General features: G+C 42.5%; 17 protein-coding genes. 5 read left to right on the top strand and 12 right to left on the bottom strand.

Features of this window, described 5'->3' with window-relative positions; all coding sequences use genetic code 11:
* Position 1: 1 nt before the first annotated feature.
* The gene (locus tag DZC72_RS03560; protein ID WP_125221506.1) at positions 2-1,495 is read right to left on the bottom strand and encodes a DUF1800 domain-containing protein; all 1,494 of its coding nucleotides are present in this window, start codon (positions 1,493-1,495) and stop codon (positions 2-4) included.
* A gap of 189 nt (positions 1,496-1,684) precedes the next feature.
* Here DZC72_RS03560 and DZC72_RS03555 point away from each other — a divergent pair, with 189 nt between their 5' ends.
* Both DZC72_RS03555 and DZC72_RS03550 read left to right on the top strand, forming a co-directional pair.
* Positions 1,685-2,044 carry a YraN family protein gene (locus DZC72_RS03555; protein WP_125221505.1) on the top strand — a complete coding sequence of 120 codons (360 nt, stop codon included), beginning with the start codon at positions 1,685-1,687 and terminating at the stop codon, positions 2,042-2,044.
* 188 nt (positions 2,045-2,232) lie between these two features.
* Entirely contained in the window at positions 2,233-2,892 is a 660-nt protein-coding gene (locus DZC72_RS03550; protein ID WP_125221504.1) for an aspartate kinase, read from the top strand.
* A 188-nt stretch (positions 2,893-3,080) separates the two neighbouring features.
* Here the strand turns inward: DZC72_RS03550 and DZC72_RS03545 are convergent, their stop codons facing one another.
* The 10 genes from DZC72_RS03545 to DZC72_RS03500 form a co-directional block, all read right to left on the bottom strand.
* Positions 3,081-4,403 carry a TlpA family protein disulfide reductase gene (locus DZC72_RS03545; RefSeq protein ID WP_125221503.1) on the bottom strand — a complete coding sequence of 441 codons (1,323 nt, stop codon included), beginning with the start codon at positions 4,401-4,403 and terminating at the stop codon, positions 3,081-3,083.
* Between the two features lie 16 nt (positions 4,404-4,419).
* Positions 4,420-5,727 carry a serine hydrolase domain-containing protein gene (locus DZC72_RS03540; protein WP_125221502.1) on the bottom strand — a complete coding sequence of 436 codons (1,308 nt, stop codon included), beginning with the start codon at positions 5,725-5,727 and terminating at the stop codon, positions 4,420-4,422.
* Positions 5,728-5,941: 214 nt separating this feature from the next.
* On the bottom strand, positions 5,942-6,274 hold the full coding sequence (locus DZC72_RS03535; protein ID WP_125221501.1) for a TerB family tellurite resistance protein: 333 nt from the start codon (positions 6,272-6,274) through the stop codon (positions 5,942-5,944).
* Positions 6,275-6,381: 107 nt separating this feature from the next.
* Positions 6,382-9,789, bottom strand: a complete 3,408-nt coding sequence (gene mfd, locus DZC72_RS03530) for a transcription-repair coupling factor (RefSeq protein ID WP_125221500.1) — start codon at positions 9,787-9,789, stop codon at positions 6,382-6,384.
* A 208-nt stretch (positions 9,790-9,997) separates the two neighbouring features.
* Positions 9,998-10,195 (bottom strand): hypothetical protein, encoded by a 198-nt coding sequence (locus tag DZC72_RS03525; protein WP_125221499.1) that lies wholly within the window; start codon positions 10,193-10,195, stop codon positions 9,998-10,000.
* Between the two features lie 154 nt (positions 10,196-10,349).
* Positions 10,350-14,354, bottom strand: a complete 4,005-nt coding sequence (locus DZC72_RS03520; RefSeq protein ID WP_125221498.1) for a hybrid sensor histidine kinase/response regulator transcription factor — start codon at positions 14,352-14,354, stop codon at positions 10,350-10,352.
* Between the two features lie 181 nt (positions 14,355-14,535).
* Complete coding sequence (gene pdeM, locus DZC72_RS03515; RefSeq protein ID WP_125221497.1) at positions 14,536-15,198, bottom strand: ligase-associated DNA damage response endonuclease PdeM; 663 nt, start codon at positions 15,196-15,198, stop codon at positions 14,536-14,538.
* Positions 15,199-15,298: 100 nt separating this feature from the next.
* Positions 15,299-17,764 (bottom strand): ligase-associated DNA damage response DEXH box helicase, encoded by a 2,466-nt coding sequence (locus DZC72_RS03510; RefSeq protein ID WP_125221496.1) that lies wholly within the window; start codon positions 17,762-17,764, stop codon positions 15,299-15,301.
* A gap of 1 nt (position 17,765) precedes the next feature.
* Positions 17,766-19,460 (bottom strand): ATP-dependent DNA ligase, encoded by a 1,695-nt coding sequence (locus DZC72_RS03505; protein WP_125222588.1) that lies wholly within the window; start codon positions 19,458-19,460, stop codon positions 17,766-17,768.
* The gene (locus tag DZC72_RS03500; RefSeq protein WP_125221495.1) at positions 19,460-20,479 is read right to left on the bottom strand and encodes a ligase-associated DNA damage response exonuclease; all 1,020 of its coding nucleotides are present in this window, start codon (positions 20,477-20,479) and stop codon (positions 19,460-19,462) included. The genes DZC72_RS03505 and DZC72_RS03500 overlap by 1 nt, the downstream gene beginning before the upstream one ends.
* A 101-nt stretch (positions 20,480-20,580) precedes the next feature.
* On the opposite strand from DZC72_RS03500, the gene DZC72_RS03495 reads away from it, so the two are divergent.
* Positions 20,581-21,003, top strand: coding sequence for a tellurite resistance TerB family protein (locus DZC72_RS03495; protein WP_125221494.1), 423 nt, complete (start codon positions 20,581-20,583; stop codon positions 21,001-21,003).
* 47 nt (positions 21,004-21,050) lie between these two features.
* Here the strand turns inward: DZC72_RS03495 and fbp are convergent, their stop codons facing one another.
* Positions 21,051-22,061 (bottom strand): class 1 fructose-bisphosphatase, encoded by a 1,011-nt coding sequence (fbp, locus tag DZC72_RS03490; RefSeq protein ID WP_125221493.1) that lies wholly within the window; start codon positions 22,059-22,061, stop codon positions 21,051-21,053.
* A gap of 108 nt (positions 22,062-22,169) precedes the next feature.
* Here fbp and DZC72_RS03485 point away from each other — a divergent pair, with 108 nt between their 5' ends.
* Positions 22,170-22,649: a GNAT family N-acetyltransferase gene (locus DZC72_RS03485; RefSeq protein WP_125221492.1), complete on the top strand. Its 480-nt coding sequence runs from the start codon at positions 22,170-22,172 to the stop codon at positions 22,647-22,649.
* 23 nt (positions 22,650-22,672) lie between these two features.
* Complete coding sequence (locus tag DZC72_RS03480; RefSeq protein WP_125221491.1) at positions 22,673-23,920, top strand: aspartate kinase; 1,248 nt, start codon at positions 22,673-22,675, stop codon at positions 23,918-23,920.
* The last annotated feature ends 62 nt before the right edge of the window (positions 23,921-23,982 follow it).

The raw sequence follows: 23,982 nt of genomic DNA, 5'->3' as shown, positions 1-23,982 counted from the left end.
GTTATTTTAATTGATATTCAGGTTGTCTAGCTAGGTATTGCATCAAGAGATACACTTGATATGGGGCTTGTGGCCATGTGGCCAAGGTCCAGGATTCCTGGTTGCCACCTTCGTAGTAGACGTCTTCCACATCGCTTCTAAAAATGGCGAATGCTTTTGCGTATTCTCCTTCGTCCAATAAACCTTTGGGGAGGATAAAGTCGATGATAAGTCGGGCTACCACATCAGGGTTGGTACTTGTCAAGCCAGTAGTCCCTGTAATTGATAAACCCAACGACCTGAATTGTTCGTTATTCTGTTGGTAGAAAGATTCCAAAATGCTTTCTATGGTAAGCCATCTACCTATAATAAAATTGGTGTTGATCCACGTTCTGTCCCGCTGCCATCCGGCCACATCAAAGGGGTCGAACAGCTCTTGACCTAACATTCCACTATAATTGAGCATAGAGCCCAATACGGTATCATCATAGGCAAAGCTAGTTTCCTTTAAGGTGTTCAAATAGAAATCGAAAGGACTTTTGATGATTACGCCAATGGCCTCATCGTCAAAAAAGTGCTCACTTTTAAAAAGCTGTCTTAGTACTGGAGCCAATTCAAAATTATTGGAAATGAAGGTCGATGCCATTCCGTCAATTATCGTTTGTGCGTTGTTCGCATCGTCCTGGGAATCTGGGTGCACAAAAAATTCATAGAGTTTTCTACAGATGAATTCCGCAATTTCGTTGGGCCGTTGTTGGAAAAGGATGGTGATGACATCATCATAGCCCCACGCGCCCGTCTGTCCCAAAATAGTTTTAGTGCCAGTATCATGTCTATCCGCCCTAAAGGTCACCTGGGTACATCCTTCCTCGCCGCGCTCTACATAACCACTAAGAGCCCTTGCAGTTTCTATAATGTCCTGTTCCGTGTACCCATTACCTTCACCAAGGGTGAATAGTTCGTATAACTCTCGAGCATAATTCTCGTTAGGATTGTTGCCATTATTGTAGACACCGTCCAAATAATAGAGCATGGCGCTAGTTAGGCCAATTTCACTTACGAACGTCCTGAAATTTCCAATGGCGTTTCTTTGAAGGCAGTTGATGTAGTGGTACAAAAAGGAATTACACTCGTAAACATCCAATTCGGTTACAAAATGATTGCTCCAAAAGAAACTCAATCGATCTCTAAGATTGTTGGATAATAAGGCATTTGCGTATCCTAGGGCGAATTCTGACCGTTGTTGGTTTACCAGTTGTCTGCGGGCATCATCGTCAGCCGGGTAATTTGCATTGTTCCAATCGGCCCAAACAGGGGCGGCAGTGGGTGCCATGTTAATGGCCTGGTCCACCAGTGTATCCACAAGGGTACCGGCATTTTGTCCGGTGGCTTGATTGACGGTATCTACCGATGCACTAAAACCTAATCTTCTGTAAAGGTGTAAAGCTCTGGTTTGGTCTAAAGGTGCCGTATACGGAGCAAGGGTAGAAGTATTACAATTAATGAAATATTCCATAGTCCTAAAGTAGGGCGTTAATAATGTTACGTTCTATAGAGTTGGGGCTTCTATTTAACGCAACGAAATTTGGGATAGTATAAGAATCCGTATATTTTCGTTGTCTGACATCCGAATTTAATATGTTCATTTTTTAAATGCGTTAAAAAACCTAGTTTTTCGACGAAATACACTCTTTTACAGAATATTATGGGAAAACATAATGAATTTGGGAAGGAAGGCGAGGAGATGGCCAAAAATTATCTCATTAAAAAAGGATACAAAATCTGCTACCAAAACTATAGATATTTAAAAGGCGAAATCGATATCGTAGCCAGAAAGGATGATATTCTCGCCATTGTAGAAGTACGTTCCCGAAGCTCAAAATTTATTGAAAACATAGCTGAAACGGTTACCCAAAAGAAGATTAAGTTATTGGTTGCAACGGCCGACCATTACGTGACTTCACGGGAATTGGATGTGGATACCCGTTTTGATATAATTACCATCTTCAAGGAAGGTGGAAATTTGGAGATTGAACATTTAGAAAGTGCCTATTATTACTTTTGATTATCCTATTAATTTTATAGAATAATATTTAAAAACATTTTGTTTTATTTATAACAACTTGTTATATTTGCTTAAACAACCAAATGTCTGAAATGAACCAATAGCATTCTCGTTAACCTACGAGGTGCTCCGAAAGTTATCGGGACGGTACATTGCATACAGCCTATTAAATCAATAAATTCTAACAGATGAAGACCATTTCTTCCGTTGTAGAGCACTATATCAAGAAAAAGCCATTTTTACAAAGCGCCTTGGCACAAGGTATCATCAACCTAACGTCACTCTCAAGAATCGTGAAACCGGAAATTGAGGCGGAACTAGGAAAGGATATTCGCAATGGGGCCATAGTTATGGCCTTAAAAAGGTTGTCTGATGACCTTGAATTTAGGGCTACGCATAAGATTTTAAAGGTTTTGAAGAATATTGGTGAAATTACGGTTAGGTCTTCTCTTACCGATTATACCTTTTTGGCATCGGACAACATCTTGGTGCATCAGGCCAAGTTATTGGAAGAAATAAATGAAAATCAAGATGTCTTTTATACTTCCAGTAGGGGCGTAAACGAAATTAATATCGTCATCAGCAGTATCATGGACGAGACCGTCCAGAAATTGTTCAAGGACGAAAAATGTACCCAAAAGGCGGATAATCTTTCCTCCATAACAGTAAAGTTACCCGCAGAAAACGTTTCCGTACCGGGTATTTATTATTTCATTTTTCAGCGTTTGGCTTGGGAGGGAATCGTTCTCTACGAAGTTATTTCCACTACCAATGAGTTTACTATTTTGGTGAATGACGAACAGGTAGACATTGCCTTTAAGACCATTAAGGATTTAAAGACGCTATAGTGCTTCATTAGGGATTTTTGTAAGTCAGAGAAATACTTTGTGTTTTATGGGTATTCAAAAATTTTAAGCTGCAAATTTCAAATTCTAAAATGGTGGCTAGAATTACCACAGGCTTTTATTTAGAACAAGTCTCTAATAAAGAATGGAAAAGGGTTTCCTTTATTAGTTGTTAGTAGTTGGGTTCAATTTTAATTTGGGCGCTTTAAATTTTCAATAACGGCCTCTACGCTCTCAGGTCTATCCAAAAAACGCTTGTCCTTGTCCAAAATGAAGTAGGTGGGCGTTTTTTGAACGGAAAAAGTTTGTACATAGGGACTTTCCCATTTCTCAAGCGCAATGGCGTGATGAAAATCGGGCAATTTGGGAATGGTCTGTTTCCAGCTTTCCGTACCGTCCTCCAAACCAACGGCCACCACCTCCACATCTTGAATGCTCTTTAGTTGTTCATGGAGTACCGGTACTTCATTTAAACAATGGGAGCAAGTGCTGCTCCAGAATATGAGGAGGTATCTTGATGCTCCTGATAGGCTGGACAATGATTTTTTCTCACCGTTTTCCTCCCAGGTTATCTCTGGTGAAACGGCCCCTTTGCGAAGTCGTGTCTGGGTCTCGATAATTGTAATCAGGTTATCGTTTTCGGTTTCCTGGGCAAGCTTTTTCAAATAAGTTTCGAAAATATGGTCCGATACTTCATAGGCCTCACTTTCATTAGCTTTCTTCCAAGCCTTTGCCAAAACGTTCGTTTGTAAAATTTTTGGTACGACCTCTAATTTGGATGCCATAAAATCGACGTTTTTATTTATTTCTAGTACCAAACCACTTTCTGGTGTTCCAGGTGGAATGGCCCAGAACATATAGTTCAGTACTTTATCCGAAAAGAATTCGGAAGCCTGTAGCATACCATTCGTAAAATCTATATGGTCAAAATAATGCTTCTTCTTCTCTACGAGGAAATCACTCAGCGACATATACTTTTTAGGTAGATAATGCCTATTCGCCTGGATAAAGGTATCGGCAATCAAACCTTTTGATTTTGACTCGTAGCTGTTTTGAATCCGTGCCATCTTATCTACCAATTGCATGTACTCTTTTTTGTCGGATTTTCCATCGCTATAAAATGCCATGAACGCGTCCTTGGCGTTTTCGATTTCGGAGAAATAGTCATAATAAATAGAGTTTTCTTTCGAACTCACTATGTCTATACCTGCTTCCAAATCAAAGTTGAGAACAATATTCTCCTCACAGTTGTAAATTATGTCTATAAAATATTCATCTTGGGGAACGGCATAGACCAATCTATACAATCCGGGAGAAACGGAGTGAGGTAACGTAAATGAAAATTGGCCGTCCTCTACACCTGTATCCGTTACGTATTCTACACCATTGTTGGCCAGATGGTAGACCAAAATATACCTAAAGGAATTGGCGGGGGAGAAATTCCCTGAAACCGTATGCTGGGATTGTACACCCATTGAAAAAAACACTACTATTAAAACCTGTAAAAACCTCATCTTTAAATTTCTTTATTTATTTGGCATCTTCACTTTTATAGGGGCCATATACGGCATCCCTGAATTTTTTGTGTAACCCTATTTGGTCATAGGGGAACAATTGGACAAACATGACGGCCGTCAATTTATTTACAGGATCCACCCAAAAAAGTGTGCTGGCCGCACCATCCCAATAAAACTCGCCTACCATACCATGATTTTCGGCAGCGTCTATCGGTGGGGCTACCCTAACGGCAAAATCGATTCCAAACCCTACCTGTCCTTTGGAAGGCAACCAGGATCTTTCGGTGATGCTATCGGCCAACTGGTTGGTGGCCATTAGTTTTACCGTTTCCGGTTTTAATATTTCAACAGAATCAAGACTACCATAATTTACCAACATCTGGGCAAACTTCATATAATCGTCCAAGGTTGAGGTAAGACCGGAACCCCCTCTTGTTAGCGGCCATCGCTGGGTGTAATTACTGTAGGTGACGGAATCTTGCACCAAGGCACCTTCGCCAGTTCTAATATAGAGTTTTGCAAACCTTTCCCGATCTCCTTCGGGAATAAAATAGCGTGTTTCCTGCATTCCAAGCGGGTCCAGTACATTGTTCCGTACATATTCCCCATATGGAACCCCAGAAATCCGTTCCACCAAAAGGGCCTGTACATCCACACTTGGCCCATACTCCCATTGGGTGCCCGGTTGGAACCAAAGTGGGATGTCGCCTAATTTTTCCGCTAAATCACTTAGCGTAGTCTCACGATCGTAAATGTTTTTTTGTTCCAATAATTCGCTCAAGCCTGGAATATCTGGTCTGTTGGGAAACCCAGCAGTGTGCCTGGTTACGTCCCTTATGGTTACCGGCCGATCCAGGGGTTCCGTGATGATATTTCCCTTTGAATCCACTCCGGTATAGACTTCCATATTGGAAAATTCCGGGGCATATTTTGATATGGGGTCGTCCAATTCAAATTTGCCATCTTCATATAGTGTCATGAGGGCCGTTCCGGTAATGGGTTTGGTCATGGAATATATTTGGACGATCGTGTTTCGTTCCATAGGTTTTTGGGCTTCCTTATCGGCATAACCAAAATCATTGTAATACACTTCTTGGCCATTCTCAAAAATTAAGGCCGATATACCAGCGATATTTTCAGATTCCACAAAGGACCGCAGCGTAGAATCTATCCTGTTTTTTGTCGACTCAGTGACCACCTTTGTTTTAGGGGTCTCTTTCTCCAATTGTTTTACCTCTTTTTTACAGGATATTGATACAAATAGCAGTAGACATAGACTAATTACCATTCGTTTTGGAAAAGACTTGAATAGCTTCTTCATAACTACTTTTTGAGTTGTTTATAAATGAATTACATAAGGAAGCAGCTAAAGATAATTGAAATTGAATCTAATACTAGGTTAATTACGATTCAAATTTGTAGCGCTAAGGATTTTTGGGGTAAAATCTAAGTGAAAGCATATATGGAACGGTCGATTAAAAATTCCCTTCCAATTATATGTGTAGGCAATGGGAATGCACTATTTAATGGTCCATTTAAACACTGGAATGCATCTGCAATTTGATAGCTGATAAGACGTTTTCCATCATATCGATTTCCTTTTGATGTACAAAACCATCGGCCTTTGCCATTTCTGCCATGAGGTTTTCCAACATATCTTTTTTCTCTTGTGAAAAATTCCTGACCATGGAGATACTCTGTTCCGTTTCCAGGAAACGCGCTTGAATCAAAAAGTTGGCGTCAAAATCCAAAATCTTCATCAACTTTCCAAAGGCGTGGATTTCTCCATTATGCACAATACCATCAGCATGGATTAAGGCGTCAATCACCTTTACTATGGCCAGTTTTTCCGATATTTCAAAATTCATAGGCAAGAACTTGTCCGTGGTAATTTATGATTTTATGAAACTTTGCGAAGATATTTCAATCTTTTGCTTCTAACACTTCAAATCTGTTGAAAGTAATAATTTTTGGATTAACCCCTTTTTTGCCTATCAATTTCTGGGGTATTTTCATTTTTAGGGCTTCTATCAAAAGGTAAAATCGCTTGTAAGGCCTTATCCACGCTGGTAATTCCGTCAAAAGTCAAGAGCAAACGAAGCCCGTTACGGGTCTGCTTTTCCTTTATCCTACATTTTTGGTGGTTGGATTGTACGTATTGTAATACCCTTGTAAAATTCTGGGATTGGTAGAAATCTGATTGTTGATCACTGATAAAATAACCGATCATCTTCCCATGTTTCATAACTATTTTTTCAAGCCCGATGCTGTTGGCAATCCATTTAATCCGCACGGAATTCAATAGATCCTCTGCCTGTGGGGGAAGTTCCCCAAAGCGGTCTATCAATTGCTTTTCAAAGTTTTTCAGTCCTTCCTCGTCCTCTATCTGGTTCAGGTCGGTATACAGCGTTAGCCGTTCCGTAATGTTATTGATATAATCATCTGGGAACAAAAGTTCAAAATCCGAATCTATTTGCGTTTCCTTCACATAGATTTTTTCGTGCGGACCGTCCACTTCGTCATACAGCTCCTTGAACTCGTTCTCCTTCAATTCCTCAATGGCTTCCGCCAATATTTTTTGATAGGTTTCAAAACCGATTTCGTTGATAAAGCCACTTTGCTCACCACCTAATAAGTCACCGGCTCCACGTATTTCCAAATCCTTCATGGCAATATTGAAACCACTGCCCAAATCCGTGAATTGTTCCAAGGCTTCGATGCGTTTTCGGGCATCCGTGGTCATTACCTCGTATGGTGGGGTAATGAAATAGCAAAAGGCTTTTTTATTGCCTCGCCCCACACGACCGCGCATCTGGTGAAGGTCGCTCAGTCCAAAATTGTTCGCATTGTTGATAAAGATGGTATTGGCATTGGTAACGTCCAGACCGCTCTCAACAATGGTCGTTGAAACGAGCACGTCAAACTCACCGTTCATAAAGCCCAGCATGAGGGTTTCCAGCTTTTTGCCATCCATTTGGCCATGGCCTATGCCCACTTTGGCATCGGGAACCAAACGTTGGATCATTCCGGCTACCTCTTTTATGTTTTCAATCCTGTTATGGATGAAGAATACCTGACCGCCACGCTCTATTTCATAGCTAATGGCATCCCTAACGGTCTCTTCGTTAAAACGGATTACCTGACTTTCAATGGGATAGCGGTTGGGCGGCGCTGTATTGATGACCGATAGATCGCGTGCCGCCATCAAACTGAATTGCAAGGTCCTAGGAATAGGGGTGGCCGTTAAGGTGAGCACATCCACATTTTCCTTGATGGATTTTAACTTGTCCTTTACAGATACGCCAAATTTCTGTTCCTCGTCCACGATCAACAGTCCCAGGTCCTTGAATTGTACATTTTTGTTCACGAGTTGATGTGTGCCGATTATAATGTCCACCTTTCCGGAGGCTAAATTCTCTAGTGTCTCTTTTTTTTCCTTGGCGGTTCTGAATCGGTTTAGATAATCGACCGAAACGGGCATATCCTTCAATCGTTCTGAAAACGTACGGTGGTGTTGGAAGGCCAAAATGGTGGTAGGGACCAAGACGGCTACCTGTTTGCCATTGTCAACTGCCTTGAAAGCGGCCCGTATGGCCACTTCGGTTTTTCCAAAACCTACATCGCCGCAGATCAAACGGTCCATGGGGCGTTCGCTTTCCATGTCCTTTTTAACGTCCTCCGTAGCCGTGCTTTGGTCTGGAGTGTCCTCATAAATAAAGGAAGCCTCCAATTCGTTCTGCAAATAACTGTCCGGCGCGTATTGGAATCCTTTTTCCAAGCGTCTCTTCGCATATACCTTGATCAAGTCAAAGGCAATTTTCTTGACCCGGTTTTTGGTTTTGTCCTTGATTTTTTTCCAGGCTCCGGAACCTAATTTGTATATTTTGGGAACGGCCCCGTCCTTACCGTTGAATTTGGAAATTTTGTGTAGGGAGTGGATGCTTACATAAAGGATATCACGTTCACCGTACATCAGCTTTATGGCCTCCTGTTTTTTGCCCTCCACATCTATTTTTTGCAGTCCCCCAAATTTTCCGATACCGTGGTCAATATGGGTCACATAATCCCCAATCTCCAATTTGTTGAGTTCCTTTAGGGTGATGGACTGTTTTTTGGAATAGCCGTTCTTGATATGGAATTTATGGTACCGCTCAAAGATTTGGTGGTCCGTATAACAGACCAGTTTTAGGTCATCGTCCACAAATCCTTGGTATAAAGGAAAAACCAAGGTCTGGTAATGTACCTTTTCGTTTATTTCCTCAAATATGTCCTGAAACCTTTTGGATTGCTGTTCGCTAGCACAAAAAATATAATTGGTATAGCCTTTTTCCCTGTAATCGTTGAGGTTTTCAATCAATAGGTCGAATTTTTTATTGAAAGAGGGTTGCGGTTTTGTGCTGAACTCAAAATGGTTTTGGTCCTTTTGGGCGCCATCGGCATTCAGAACCAGAAAATTTTGTAATTGCTCCTTGAAAGCTGTGCCGCTCAAAAAAAGCTCTGCCGGAGTGGCGTGTTTTATGTCTTCCGAAAGTTTTGAGAAGGCTTCCTTGGCTTTTTCGAAAAGGTCGTTGAGGCGACCAAAAAGTAAATCGGTGTTCTTGCTGTACACCAGTGTACTCGCCGCAATATAGGTTAGAAAGGATTGTCGTTGTTCCGTGAGGAACTTGTTGGCCATGTTGGGTATTATGGTAATGCTCTTGATCTTGGCATTGGATAGTTGTGTTTCCACATCAAAGGTCCTTATGCTATCGATCTCGTCTCCAAAAAATTCAATGCGGTACGGTTCATCATTGGAGAAGGAATAGACATCCACGATACCCCCTCGGACTGAGAACTCTCCTGGCTCGGTCACAAAATCTACCCGCTTGAATTGATATTCGAACAGAATCTCGTTCAAAAAATCGAGGGACAAGGAATCGCCCAACTTCATTTTAAGGGTATTCTTGTCCAGTTCCTTGCGCGTCACTACCTTTTCGAAAAGTGCATCGGGGTAGCTAACAATAAAGGCCGGTTTTTTTCGGGAGTTGATGCGGTTCAGGACTTCGGCCCTTAAGAGCACATTAGCATTGTCCGTTTCCTCAATTTGATAGGGTCTTCTGTAACTTCCCGGATAAAACAGGACATGATCCTCACCAATGATCCGTTCCAGGTCATTTAAAAAATAGGCGGCCTCCTCCTTGTCGTTGAAGATGGCCAAAAATGGTTTGTCCTGCTTTTGGAAAATTTCAGCTAAAACAAAAGACAGTGCAGAACCTGCCAATCCTTTTAGGCCAATTCTTGGGTTTTCAATTGCACCGGAATCTTGAACTTGGGAAATAGCCTCCTGCAGTTTCCCGAGTTGGGGAGACTGTTGAAAATAGCCTGCTATGGATGATTTGGTCAATCCAAGAAATTTGCGGCAAAAGTAACCCCGAAAGGCTTATCATACAATTTTTTCCAATGACATTTTTTAACCCATTTCATGATTTAAAGTGCACACTTTGTTTTCACCAAAAATTTGGAAAGCGAATTTTAGGATTCCAAAGCTCTTTTGAGCCTTGATCCAGTAGCTCCCAGATGATTCAATCAAATCATTACCTTACCAAGGTAACTTATAATTTGAAATCCACGTCAAAGCAGTTACGTACATCCCTAATGACCGTATGCGCATAATAGGCTATACCCAAAAAGAGTTCCGCCCCTCCTACTATATAGGGGTTTAGAAAGCCCAGAAGTTGCGTTCCTAGCACCCCTGCCAAGAAACCGGAATTCATAAGAAGTAGCACGATCAATACACTTGAAGTTTTCATTTTTTCTTTTATTTATTTGGTTCAGGTCAAATATCAGGAACAGTCGTGCATTCCTTCTTGGCTATTTTGGCAAATGGAACGATTATTTGTGCGATCACCAAAATATCATGGGTAGTATTTTTGCAAAAAAATATCGTAAACACCTTATATGTAGTTAGTTGCGAAATTGACTAGGACTTTGCCCAAACTCTTCCCGGAAGGCTTTACTGAACCAATTGGGGTCGTTGAACCCTGTTTCAAAAGCAACCTCGGCAACCGTTTTGTCAGAATTTTGGAGCAGTTCCTTGGCCTTTTCCAAACGTACATGGCGTATGAATATAGCGGTACTTCTATCCGTAATCGCCTTAAGCTTTCGGTAAAGTTGGGAGTCGCTCATGGCCATATCTTTGGCCAACTGCTCGCTATCATATTGGGCATTGTCCAGATTGTTCTGGATCAGTTCAATGGCCTTGTTCAAAAACCGTTGGTTCCTGTCGGATTTTGCAGAGGACTTTTTTGACGGATTCAGGACGGTCTTTTGGTATTTGGTCTGTAACCGATTTCTTTTATCTATCAGGTTTGAAATTCTAAGCTTTAGTTCCGCTTCGTTAAAGGGTTTTGCCAGATAGGCATCGGCACCGCTTTTTAAACCATCGAGTACGTCCTCCCCCATGGACTTCGCGGTCAGCATGATGATTGGAATATGATCGGTTACTGCATCTTCCTGAAGCCTTTTTGTCATTTCATACCCGTCCATAAGCGGCATCATCACATCGGTAAGAATGATATCGGGGATTTCCCTTTTTGCCATTTCAAGTCCCTCTTGTCCATTGTAGGCGAAAAGAAGTTGGTAATGGGAATCCAGGGTAGATGCTATGTAGGCGGATATATCGGTATTGTCCTCAACAACCAAAACCGTATGGGCGTTTTTTACTTTGCCGATTTCTTTTTCCCTTTGGGCATCTTGACCCATTTGTCCGGAAACCGTGTTTTGGTTTTCTTCAGAATTATAACCCTTCGTTATTGGGGAAAGGTTTGAAAGGGGCAGTTTTACTTTGAAGGTCGTGCCGATATTCTCAATGGAATCCACTTCAATTGTACCGTCCATGAGGTGTATCAACTCTTTGGTCAGGGAAAGTCCTATCCCCGTTCCGGAGGTAGTTGTGGAGGTTTTGGGCGATCGATAGAACCGGTCAAAAATATGGGGCAGTTCGTCTTTAGGAATGCCCATGCCCTGATCTTGTATCGTAACGGTCGCCCAATCGCCTTCTGTGGCCACCAATATTTTTACCGTACTTCCCTGCTCAGAAAACTTAAGGGCGTTGCTTATCAGGTTGTACAATATTTGTCGCATTTTTTCGGAGTCCACTTTTGCTACAATGGAATCATCGGCCTTAAAAAATTTAAGTTGGATATTGTTTTTTTGGGCGAGACTGGAAAAACTTTGAACTATATAATGGGTAAACGCCGCCAAGTTTAAGGGGGTCATGTTCAGCGTTAGGTTGCCAGTTTCCAATTTGGCCAAATCAAGCATTTCGTTCACCAATTTTAAAAGATTTTTACTGTTTTGTTCAATGGCATTGAGCGGAAGTTTCATTTTTGGACGCCCTGCAAATTCATAGTTCAAGGTATTCAAATAACCAAGGATTACGGTTAGTGGCGTTCTAAATTCGTGGGTGATGTTCGTGATGAGTCTGGATTTGATATCGTCAAGTTCCTTAAGTCGTTTTGCCTCTTGGAACGCCATTTTTTGGCGCAAACGAAAACGATACATCGTATAGCCGGTTCCCAATAGTAGCAAGGCATAAAGGCAATAGGCAAGGTTGCTGTTGTACCAAGGAGGGATAACTGCGATTTCCAGTTCCAATGGGTCCTTCTGCCAAAAACCGTCCCTGGAACTGCCCTGTATTTTCAAGGTGTGCTTTCCTTTGGGCAATTGAAGCAATTGAAGTTCATTGCTGTATGCCAGGGCGTTCCATTCCCTATCATCCAAGGAATAATGGTATTGGGTGTTTTTGTTGGGGCGGTAATCAAAATCAGTGAACTGGATGTAGCAGGGGAAGGAGTCATGGTCCAAGGTTATTCTTTTCGCCTTGCTAAAACCAAGGTCCAAAACCTGTGGATGAGTAATTGGGTTCACTTCCCTATCCTTTATTTTAAGGGAGGTCAAGGAAAGATTTCCCTGCCAGTCCAGTAGATGTACGTTGCGCGGATAAAAGGAATTGAACCCATTGATTCCCCCAAAATAAAGAACGTTGTTCGTTTGGTCATTAAAATGGGCTCCTAGGTTGAATTCAGAACTTTGCAGCCCGTCCTTGACGGTAAAATGGATGAACTTTTCATTTTTCTTGTCAAAACGGAACAATCCGTTGTTTGTGCTCATCCATAATTTGCCATCAGCATCCTCCAAAATGTTATACACATAATCGTTGCCCAATCCTTCCTCTTTTCCGTAATGGATAAATGAATCTGTCTGTTCATCGTATTTGTCGATTCCGCTTTGGGTGGTTACCCATAGTGTTCCATCAGAATCCAAAAAAGTGTTCAGAACGCTATTGTTTTTCAATTCCCCTTCCTTTCCATTGGCGAAGTATGTCTTGAAAAGGGGTACTTGATAATCCTTCTCTTTAAAGATCATTTGGTTAAGGCCATTTTCGGAGCTTATCCAATAGCGGTTTTTTTGGTCCTGAACTATGTTGTAGACAAAATCTGAACTTATGGACCTTTCCCCGTTCAGCATACCATACCTTTCAAAAGTGATTATGTTTTGGCTCAGGTCGCCCGTAAAACGGTTTAGTCCGCCGCCATAGGTGCATACCCACATCGTTCCTTGTGGGTCTTTATAAATGCTCCTTGTATTGTCATTGCTCAGGGATTTTGGATCTGTTTCATCAAAAAAGAATGAAATGACCTTTGGTTTTTGGGGGTTGAAATCGTTTAGGGAAATTACCGAAACACCCTTGGTAGTCGCTACCCAAAGGTTGTTATGGTCATCCTTGGCCATTCCCCTAATGACATCATATGCAAGTTGTTGTTGGGTACTCTCTTTGGAAATTACATGTACAACGCCGCTTTGGTCAATACAATTAATTCCTTTCCGAGTACCAACAAATAAATAATCGGTATCCTTTAAAATGGAAAAGACGTAGTTGTTGGTCAATGCCGGCTTGGTATCGGGATTGACGGTCTTAAAGACGTTTAGACCTTCAGAGGCGATGTCCAGATTATTGGTTCCGATATAAATGAGGTCATTCTGTACCAATACATCATAAACCCGGTTGCTGGTGATTGTATTCGTATCTTCTAGGTCGCCCTTGTAAACCTTGCCCGAAGCAAATCTGCCCGATTCCCTATCCAAACCTTCCAGAATAAAAAATCCGTTGTCCGTCCCTAGATAGAGTTGGTTTTGTGTGTTGTAAATGGATTCGATAAAAAAGACCTCCTTGGAAGTTGGGTCATGCTCGGCAATGTTCAGATAGGTCGTGGTGTCCAGTGCCTCGTTGAACAGATAAAGTCCACGAGAGGTTCCCAGCAGCCATTCGTTTTCATAAGGGACAATTTCTTCAATACTTCCGGGATACGTGGTCTTGGCAATCGTTAATTGGTCCAGCTTGTCCACCATACCCATTAAAAGGTGTCCCGATTTTGTTCCCAGCAAAATCGTGTTCCCTTTGATCGCTATGGCGGTGATGATTTTTTCAAGGGCCGAAAAATACTCGGGAGCAAAATTATGCTCTCTTTTGAGTACCGTTAATCCTGTTTGTGCGGAATTTGTATAAACATTTCCGTCATTGTCCAATGCCAATGTGATGTAGTTCCCATCTTCCAGAGGAGCTTTTTGGAAGGTATCCGTATCCGGATGATAATAACAGACGCCTTTGCCGCCGGTAGCGATCCACAAGGTTCCATCTTCGCTTTCTACAAGCCGATTGATGAAATTCCCCGAAAGGGAGCGCGGATCATTTTCATTGTGTTGGTAGACTTTAAAGTTTTTACCATCAAACCTGTTAAGGCCATCCTGCGTACCTAGCCATAGAAATCCATCACTGGTTTTGGAAATGCACCTTATGGTCTGTTGCGACAAACCCTCATCAAGGCCATAATGTTGAAAAAATAGGTCCTGTGCCATGCCCAGCTGAAAGCCAATCAGCAATAAAAAATAAAAGCCAAATCTTTTCACTGGTTTCCCGTTTTGCCCACCTTAAAATTAAAGCGATTTAATATTGTAAAAAATACCATGTTTTAAAAATGAAATTGTATTTCTTGAAAGGAATTATGGATAATTTGCACGTTTAAAGGTCCTAAATGTATAAAAACACCCACTTGACAGGTATGTAAAGCATTAAAAGGAAGTTTCAGCTTTATTGAAATTTGGACTTTTGTTTGTGTATCTGTACGGGCAGTACGGTATCCCCCAAAATGGCGAACACCTCGCTGTCCTTTGTAACTGCCATGGTATGGGAACCCGTGAACTCTCCCATGGCCGGCAATATCATTTGTACGGAGGATTTGTAAAAGCAGCGCAAACAAACCGATTGCCTACCAAGCCCGGTAAGACGGACGGCAGGGTGTAGATGCCCTGAAAAATTGAATTGGCCTTCCCGCTCCTCCGGGTGGTGGGTCATGAAAAAGTTGCCCAATGAAAACTCGGGCGTGACCTTGATACCAAGGGCTTCGTATTTTACGGGCGATATAATATCATGATTCCCCTCTACCAAAGTGAGTTGCATTTTTTTTTGGCCCACCCATTCTTCGAATAATCCCCATTCCTTGTTCAGTGAAGAATGGAATAGGTCTCCCATAAATACCACGTGTTTTGGGTCAAATTGGGCAATGGCCGTGTCCATGGTTTCAAAATTCCTTAAAAGGGCATGTTGTGGAACTGCTGCACCATATTTTCTAAAATGGGAGATTTTCCCTAAATGTACATCGCTCATCATCAGCAGCGACTCGTTTTCCCAGAACAAGGCACCGGAATAATGTAATTGGAAGGATTCCTCTCGAATTTGAATGGCATAGGTCATTCGTGTAAAAATACAAATCTAGGTTTGATTTATTGAGGCTTAAATGTATCTGCAAAGGAAAGAAGTGTATATAAGGATTGACCTTTGGGGGCTCGGGGCCTTATTTCATCAATAAGGCCGCCATTCTACGAATACGGTCTTCCAACTTCTCACTGGAAAGTCGCTCACGGCTCAATCGGTCGGTGATTAAGGGGAAGGCAAAGGGTGTGGCCTTTTCGCATTGTTTCCAAACGATTTTTTGTGTCGCTATGCGTTCCATGGAAAGTCGCAAACGACCTTCTTCCAGCTGGTGTTCAAAGGTTTCGGTAAAGGCCTGTTGAAAGAGCAGATTGTCCGGTTCATAATCCCGAAACACCTCGAACAAGAGTTGCGAGTTACTTTGCAAGTGTTTCATTTTAATGCCCTTGTTGGGGTAGCCGGTAAAGACCATTCCACTAATAATCGCGATGTCCCTGAACTTTCGTCTTGCCATTTCGGTGGCATTCAAACTTTTCTGCAGGTCGTCCAAAAGAAAATCGGTCGTAAAAAGGTTGTTGTCCAAAACCTGTTGCATATCTATCGGCTTGTCCGAGAGTAGTTCAAAACCATAATCGTTAAAGGCTAGGGAAAAGGTAATGGGGGAGAGCAGACTGATGCGATATCCCAGAAGACTTCCCATGGCTTCGTGAACGAAACGTCCTTCAAAAGGATAGAAAACCGCATGGTAACCATCCCTGCTTTTAAAGGTTTCAATGAGGAATTCATTGGGTTGGGGTACGATGCTTTCCCTGCGCTGTCTTTCAAAAATGTGGGCCAAGCATCGGATTTCCACCGATTGGTTTTCCATCGCTTCACTAGAACTGTACAATTCGTTCCGAAGTAATTCCGACATCTGGGCGGAGCGCGTCAACCTACTGCCCATCCAACTGGAGACCTTACTGGTTTTTTTCTTGGAGTTTTTTACATGCACCTGCATATCCTTAATTCGGATAAATTCCAGGTTCCTGCCAGCAAAAGTGAAGATATCGCCCTTGTTGAGCTTGGAAACGAAGTATTCCTCAATAGTACCTATGTAGCCACCCTTTTGATATTTTACGGTAAGGTTTACGTCCCCTACAATGGTCCCAATTTGAAAACGGTGACGCATGGCCACACCCCTGTTGTTCACCTTGAATCTGCCGTCCTCCTCAATTTCCACTTTTTTGTATTCATCATAGGACTGCAAGCTTTGACTTCCCATGACCAAAAAATTCAACAGCCATTGCCAATAATCCTCGCTCAATGCCTGATAACAAAAGGTTTCCGATACTTCCTTGAAAATCTCCTTCGGATAAAATCCATCGGAAATGGCCAACGTGGTTAAATATTGCAATAGGACGTCATAGCTGTTCAAATAGGGGATACGGTCCTCGACCGTATTGTGTTTCACGGCCTTTTGCAGGGCCGAAGCCTCTATGAGTTCAATCGCATGGGTGGGCAAAAAATAGATAACACTTTCCTTACCCGGTCTGTGGCCACTTCTTCCCGCACGTTGGAGAAAGCGTGCTACCCCTTTGGGCCCGCCAATCTGGACCACGGTTTCCACGGGGGCGAAATCTACCCCAAGGTCCAAGCTGGAGGTGCATACCACCGCTTTAAGGCTTTCGTTTCGGATGGCGTTCTCTACCCAAATACGTGTTTCCTTGTTAATGCTCCCATGGTGCATGGCAATTTCGCCGGCAAACTCCGGATGTTTTTCCAGAATCTTTTGAAACCAAATTTCGCACTGGCTTCGGGTATTGGTGAAGAGTAGGGTAGTCTTACTGTTCTTGATTATTGGGACCACATATTCCAATAAATGAAGCCCAAGGTGTCCCCGCCATGGGAAGGTCTCCATTTTATTGGGAATGATACTTTTTACCGTTATTTTTTTGTTGAGGTTTGCCTTTATCAAGACCGAATTTTCCAAGGCTTTGGAGGCAGGGCCCAACAAAACTTCGCGGGCCTGTTCCATATTCCCTATGGTGGCCGATATGCCCCAAATACGAAGTTTTTTTGAAATCGTTTTGAGTCGGGACAAGGCCAGCTCCATTTGTACTCCCCGTTTGGTACCTAAAATTTCATGCCACTCATCCACTACAATGGCTTGGCAGTCCTTAAAGATTTTATCATAGCCTTTTGTGGCCAGAAGGAGCTGCAAGCTTTCAGGGGTGGTGATCAGTAAATCGGGCATTTGTTTTTTTTGCTCTGCCCTAGTTTTGGTATTGGTATCCCCAGAGCGAATTCCCACGGTCATTTGGGTGCCCAAATCGGTAACTACCCGCTCTGCGGATTGTTTTATTTCTTGGGAAAGTGCCCGTAAGGGGGTAATCCAAACGGCTTTGAGCCCTTTTTTATGTTTTGTCTTATAATCAGGATTTTTCTTGATATAATTTAGAACGATAGGAAACCAGAGGGCATAGGTCTTCCCACTTCCTGTGGGAGCGTTGAGTAAGCCATTTTTTCCTTGTAAAAATGCTTGCCAGGTGTCCTTTTGAAAGGGGAAGGGCGACCAGTTTTGCTGCTCGAACCAATTCTCTGCGATGCTAAATAGTTCCTCCCGATTCATATTATGGTATCATTTTTTTTAAATCGTCCAAGCTATTCGCCTCATGGATACTTTTATCCTGTCGCCACCGTAACATCCTGGGAAAACGGGTAGCGACACCACTTTTGTGCCTGTTGGAAAGGGCAATCCCTTCAAAGGCGATTTCAAATACATGATGTGGGGTAACACTTCGTACCGGACCAAAACGTTCCAAGGTATTTTTCTTGATCCATGCATCCAATTTTCTAAATTCGGCATCCGTAAGTCCCGAGTAAGCCTTGGCAAAGGTGACCAGTTCCCTTTCCCCGTTCTCATTTTCGTCCCACAGCGCGAAAGTATAATCTGTAAACAAATTGCTTCTACGCCCGTGCCCCCGCATGGCATAGGTTAGCACTGCATCAATGGTCAAGGGGTCCACCTTCCATTTCCACCAATCCCCTTTTTTTCGTCCAACCAAATACGGAGAATCCTTTCTTTTCAGCATCAAACCCTCACTGTGCTTTTCCCGTGAGCGGTCCCTTTCTTGGGCAACCTCTTGCCAAGAACCAAAATCCATGGTTTCCGAGAGTTGTAGGGGCAAGTCACTTCGACTCCGCTCAGTGAACTCACTTCGAATCCGCTCAGTGGCCCCACTTTTGTTTTCATCGACAATTTTAGTTTTTTGGTGGCTGAGCGTTGTCGGATCTACTTCATCAAACAAGGCCTCTAAATACTGTCTACGTTTGGAAAATGGTTTCTGGCGTACATCCATTCCCTTCCATTCCAATACATCGTATGCCTTAAGAATGACAGGAATTTTTGCGAGAAGGGATTTGGAAACCGACTTCCTTCCGATTCGTTTTTGAAGGTCGTTAAATGTCCCGATTTGCCCCTTTGGATACGGCAGGATTTCCCCGTCGATGACTGTTCCATTTGGTATTTTGCCAATAAAACGTTCAAACTCCGGGTACTTGTCCGTAACCAGTTCCTCGCCGCGGCTCCAGACAAAGATTTCATCGTTTCTCAAGACGACCTGTGAACGTATGCCGTCCCATTTGTGTTCAATGGACCATTCGTTCACATCACCCAAACTTCCAGGGTCATCTTCCAGTGCATAGGCCAAATAAAAGGGATAGGGTTTGGATAGGTAGTCGGTTTTATTCTCTTCCAAAATAAGTTGTTGAAAGGAGATTTTATTTGGGTCCCAATTTCCCATTAACTTATAAGCCAGAATGTCCTCGTCAATTTCAGTAGCCTTGGAGAGTGCCCGAGTCATCAATTTTTGACTTACCCCAATACGGAAGCCGCCTGTTATCAATTTGGTGAAAACGAACCGCTCGTAGTAATCCAAAACCTTCCAATTGTCAAAAAGATATTGCTTTTTTTCAAGGTCCGATTTCTTTTTGAGCGCGATCATCTCCTCCAAAAATTGGGTAAGGGTCTTCTCCGTGGACGATTTTGATGAAGGAACCACCAGAGCGATGGTTTCGGCCAAGTCGCCAACAATATGATAGCTCTCCTCAAAAAGCCACAAAGGTATGTTCGCAAGTTCTGATGCCCATTCCCTTAAAAGTGTCGTATTAACGGGTCTGGGAGGCCTGCGGTGTGATAGGATGGCGATGGTCCAAACTTTATCTGCATCGTTTGCCTCCAAAAAGTATTGGGTGAGGGCATCAACCTTTACTGTGGTCTTGTTGGTACTATCCAGCGTTTTGATGAGTTGCGCAAATCGTTTCATCATTCGACTGCCGATTTTGAGGTTTCCATCTCGCCCTGTTCGCCTTCGTATTGGGTTGCTTCGGTGCGGGCGTCATAACCATGTTCCCTTAGGTATCGGGAAAAAATATCGCTATAACCATGCGTACAAATGACCTTTTCTGCACCAGTAGCTTCAATACTGGAAAGTAATCCTTGCCAATCACAATGATCGCTAAGGACAAAACCCTTGTCGATGGCACGTCTGCGTCGGGCACCACGAAAGGTCATCCATCCACTGGCCGATGCGGTTACATAGGGAACCATTTTCCGTATCCAAGTACTACCGTGGGCACTGGGAGGGGCCAAAACGATGTTTCCCAAAAGTTCCTTTTTGGTGGTTTCTTTGGTGACCAATTTGGTGGGAGGGAATGAGACCATCGGCCTTAGGACTTCCGTCATATTTTCAATGGCCCCATGGGTAAAAATGGTGCCAATATCCGTTTCCAAGTACTTTAGCAATCTTTGAGCCTTGCCTAGGCTATAGCCAAAAAGTATGGAGGTCTTGCCCTCCTTTTTATTCTCCAGCCACCAATCGTTTATATCCTTCAAGACTTCCTGTTGGGGCAGCCATTTAAAGGCGGGGAGACCAAAGGTACATTCGGTTATGAACGTATGGCATCTAATAGGCTCGTAGGGCGTGGATATTCCGTCGTCCTCGGTCTTGTAGTCACCTGTAAATACCCAAACCTCGCCATTGTGTTCCACCCGTACTTGCGAAGCGCCAATGATATGTCCCGCAGGATGAAGGCTGAATTTTACATTGTTTATGAAAAAGGTCTCGCCCCATTCAAATCCGGTAGTCTTAATAGTACCCAATCTATGTGTAATAATGGGAATGTTTTTGTGATGGGTGATATACTCCTTATTTCCCCATCGACTGTGATCTGCATGGCCATGGGTTATGATGGCCTTATTTACGGGTCTCCAAGGGTCTAAATAAACGTCTGCTTTGTCACAATAGATTCCTTTATCGGTAAATTGTAGGAGGGGTGATTTCATAGCCTTGGAAAGTTACAAATTTGCCTTGAAACAAAGTTTGGCCAGATGTAAACTATGACCTCTAAAAAATTTATATTTGCTCTATAATTAAAAATTTGAATATGGCCATTGCAGATTTATACACCAGTGGAGAGCATAGGAGGAACTTGGCGCATTTTGCAGCTTTGGCAACCCTGGCCTCGGTAGATGGTGAAGTAAGTACTGAGGAGAAAGAGTTGTTGGACCGTTTTGCCACAAAATTGGATATTACCCGTGCCGAATATGATGAGGTACTCAAAAAGGAAAATAAATACCCTATTGAGGCGCCGCTTGATTCCGAGAAACGTTTGGAGCGACTTTATGACCTGTTCCGTATTGTTTACTCTGACCATGAAATGGATCCTGAAGAGAAGACCTTGGTAAAGAAATACGCTATCGGATTAGGATTTAGTGGGGATAAGGCAGATAAGGTTATTGAACGTTCTGTTGAAATTTTTGGTGGGAAGCTTGACTTTGAGGATTATCTTTATTTGATTAAAAAATAATTTTTCGAAAGATCGAATCCAAAAAAGGGAGCAATTCGCTCCCTTTTTTAATGATATTTTTCCAAGAATTCCTGTAATTTTTCCACCATTTTTCGGCTGCCGCAGAAAAAAGGGACCCGTTGGTGCAATTCTGTTGGTTGAATGTCCAAAATCCTGGTTTTACCGCCAATGGCCATTCCGTTTGCTTGCTCGGCTATAAAAGCCATAGGATTGCATTCATAGAGCAATCTCAATTTGCCGTTCCCGGTAACACTACTCTTAGGATACATATAGATACCCCCTTTTATCATATTTCGGTGAAAATCCGATACCAAAGATCCTATATATCTTGAAGTGTAAGGCCTGTCACCTTCCTCCATTTGACAATACTTAATAAAATCCTTCACACCTTGACTAAAGTGGACATAGTTCCCTTCGTTCACGGAATAGATTTTTCCCGTTTCTGGAAATGTCATGTTAGGGTGCGAAAGATAAAAGGTTCCCAATGCGGGATTCAAGGTAAAACCATTGACACCATCGCCTGTTGTGTAGACGATCATGGTTGAGGTTCCATACACAACATAGCCAGCGGCGACCTGTTGGTTTCCAGGTTGCAAAAAGTCCTCAAGAGTTGCTGGGGTGCCTACCGGTGTCACCCTTCTGTATATGGAAAAGATGGTACCTACGGATACATTGACATCTATATTTGATGAACCGTCCAAAGGGTCAATGAGTACCACATATTTATTTTGGTGGTTTTCATCACTACTGTTTATCGAAATAAAACTATCCTCTTCCTCAGATGCAATACCGCAAACAATTTCCCTATTGGTTAAGGTCTGTATGAACTTTTCATTGGCAAAAACATCCAATTTCTGTTGGTTTTCGCCTTGTATATTGGTTTCACCGGCGGTGCCGATTATATCCACAAGTCCCGCTTTGTTTACTTCGTGGTTTACCACCTTGGCGGCCAAACGAATGGCGTTGATCAATTTGGAAAGCTCCCCAGAGGAATATTGGAAGGATTTCTGGTTTTCAATGATAAATTCACCTAACGTTTGTTTTCTGTTTGTAGACATAAGAAGTTTGGGTTGGTCTCACTACAAATAACGCTTATTTTGTGAAACTCTTGTGTTTGGTTTTTGCTTGTTTATTTAAAATTATAACTTTGTGTTTTATTTATAACAATGAATTATATAATTAGGGATTCCCGAAGGGAAGATATGGTCCAGGTGCTGGAGTTGATCCGGGAGCTTGCCGTATTTGAAAAAGAGGAAAATGCCGTTGATGTTACCGTGGCCGATTTGGAACAAAGTGGCTTTGGGAAAGAAAAACACTTCCACTGTTTTGTAGCCGAACAGGAAGATAAAATCGTGGGAATGGCCTTGGTCTACCCAAGATACTCCACATGGAAGGGACCGATTATCCATCTGGAAGATTTGATCGTGACCGAAAAAATGCGGGGAAGTGGTTTGGGTACCGCTTTGTTGAACGAAGTAGTGAATTATGGCCACAAATTGGGTGTAAAAAGGATAAGTTGGGAGGTGCTGGACTGGAACGAACCTGCCATTGATTTTTATAAAAGTAAGGGGGCCGATGTAAAGCGCGATTGGGATGTGGTACATCTGGATGAAAAAGGAATCGCCAATTATTTGGCTAATATTTAAAAATTTAGAATCGTATTTCGTGTATGAGAGTATTTAAATTTGGAGGTGCCTCCGTAAAGGATGCCGATGCCGTAAAGAATGTTGTAAACGTTTTGCAAACAGTTGGTTATGACAACACCATTTTGGTGGTTTCCGCCATGGGAAAGACGACCAATGCCATGGAAGAGGTGGTAAATGCCTATTTTAAGGACAAAAAGGATATCCCATCAAAAATCTCAGATATAGTAGAGTACCATAGCGGTATTCTTAACGATCTTTTTGAAAACAAGCAGCATAAAATATATAAGGACATTAAGGTACTCATCGATGAGATCAACGGCTTTTTGGTATGGAACAAATCTCCCAATTACAATTTTGTCTACGACCAAATTGTGGGATATGGCGAGTTGATTTCATCGACCATTATAAGTGCCTATTTGGAAAAAGTAGGAATCTCCAATAATTGGCTTGATGTACGACATTATATCAAGACCGATACCAGTTACAGGGATACCACGGTAAACTGGGAAAGGACCCAGGCCAACGTAGCGGATATCGATAAGAAGGTACTGAACATAACGCAAGGTTTTTTGGGAAGCGACGATAACAACTTTACGACCACCTTGGGAAGGGAAGGATCGGATTATACCGCTGCCATTTTGGCCTACTGTCTCAATGCGGACTCCGTGACCATTTGGAAGGACGTTCCAGGTGTTTTGAACGCGGATCCTAGATATTTCAAGGAAACACAATTATTGAACAACATTTCGTATAGGGAAGCCATAGAGCTTGCATTTTATGGAGCTTCGGTGATACACCCTAAGACATTACAGCCTTTGCAACGCAAGGAAATACCCCTGCACGTAAAATCCTTTGTAAACCCTAAGGACCCGGGAACAACGGTAGGCAAGGGAATGGGTATCGAACCCAAGGTCCCATGTTTTATTGTGAAGAAGAACCAAGTACTTATGAAATTGTCCTCCTTGGATTTTTCTTTTATGGTAGAGAACAATATCAGCGAAATCTTCAAACTATTTCACGACTTTAAAATCAAGGTGGACCTTATCCAAAATTCCGCAATCAGTTTTTCCGTATGCGTGGATAACAAGTTTGGCGGTTTACAAGATCTTCTCCAGCAATTAAAAAGTAAATTTAAGGTGGTACACCAGGAGGGTGTTTCCCTGTACACCATCAGACATTTTAATGCCCAAGCACTTGAGTCACTGACCAATGGGCATGAAGTATTATTGGAACAAAGAGGTAAGGAAACAGTCCAATTGGTGGTAAAGTAACTAAACGGCGTACTTTTTACCTTTGTTAAAATGGCGGCCTCCACCTCCATTTTCCTATATTT

The sequence above is a fragment of the Maribacter algicola genome (assembly GCF_003933245.1).
GTDB classification, from domain to species: Bacteria; Bacteroidota; Bacteroidia; order Flavobacteriales; family Flavobacteriaceae; genus Maribacter; species Maribacter algicola.
Note: the sequence above shows the minus strand (reverse complement) of the source record. Positions and strands in the feature narration are given on the sequence as shown.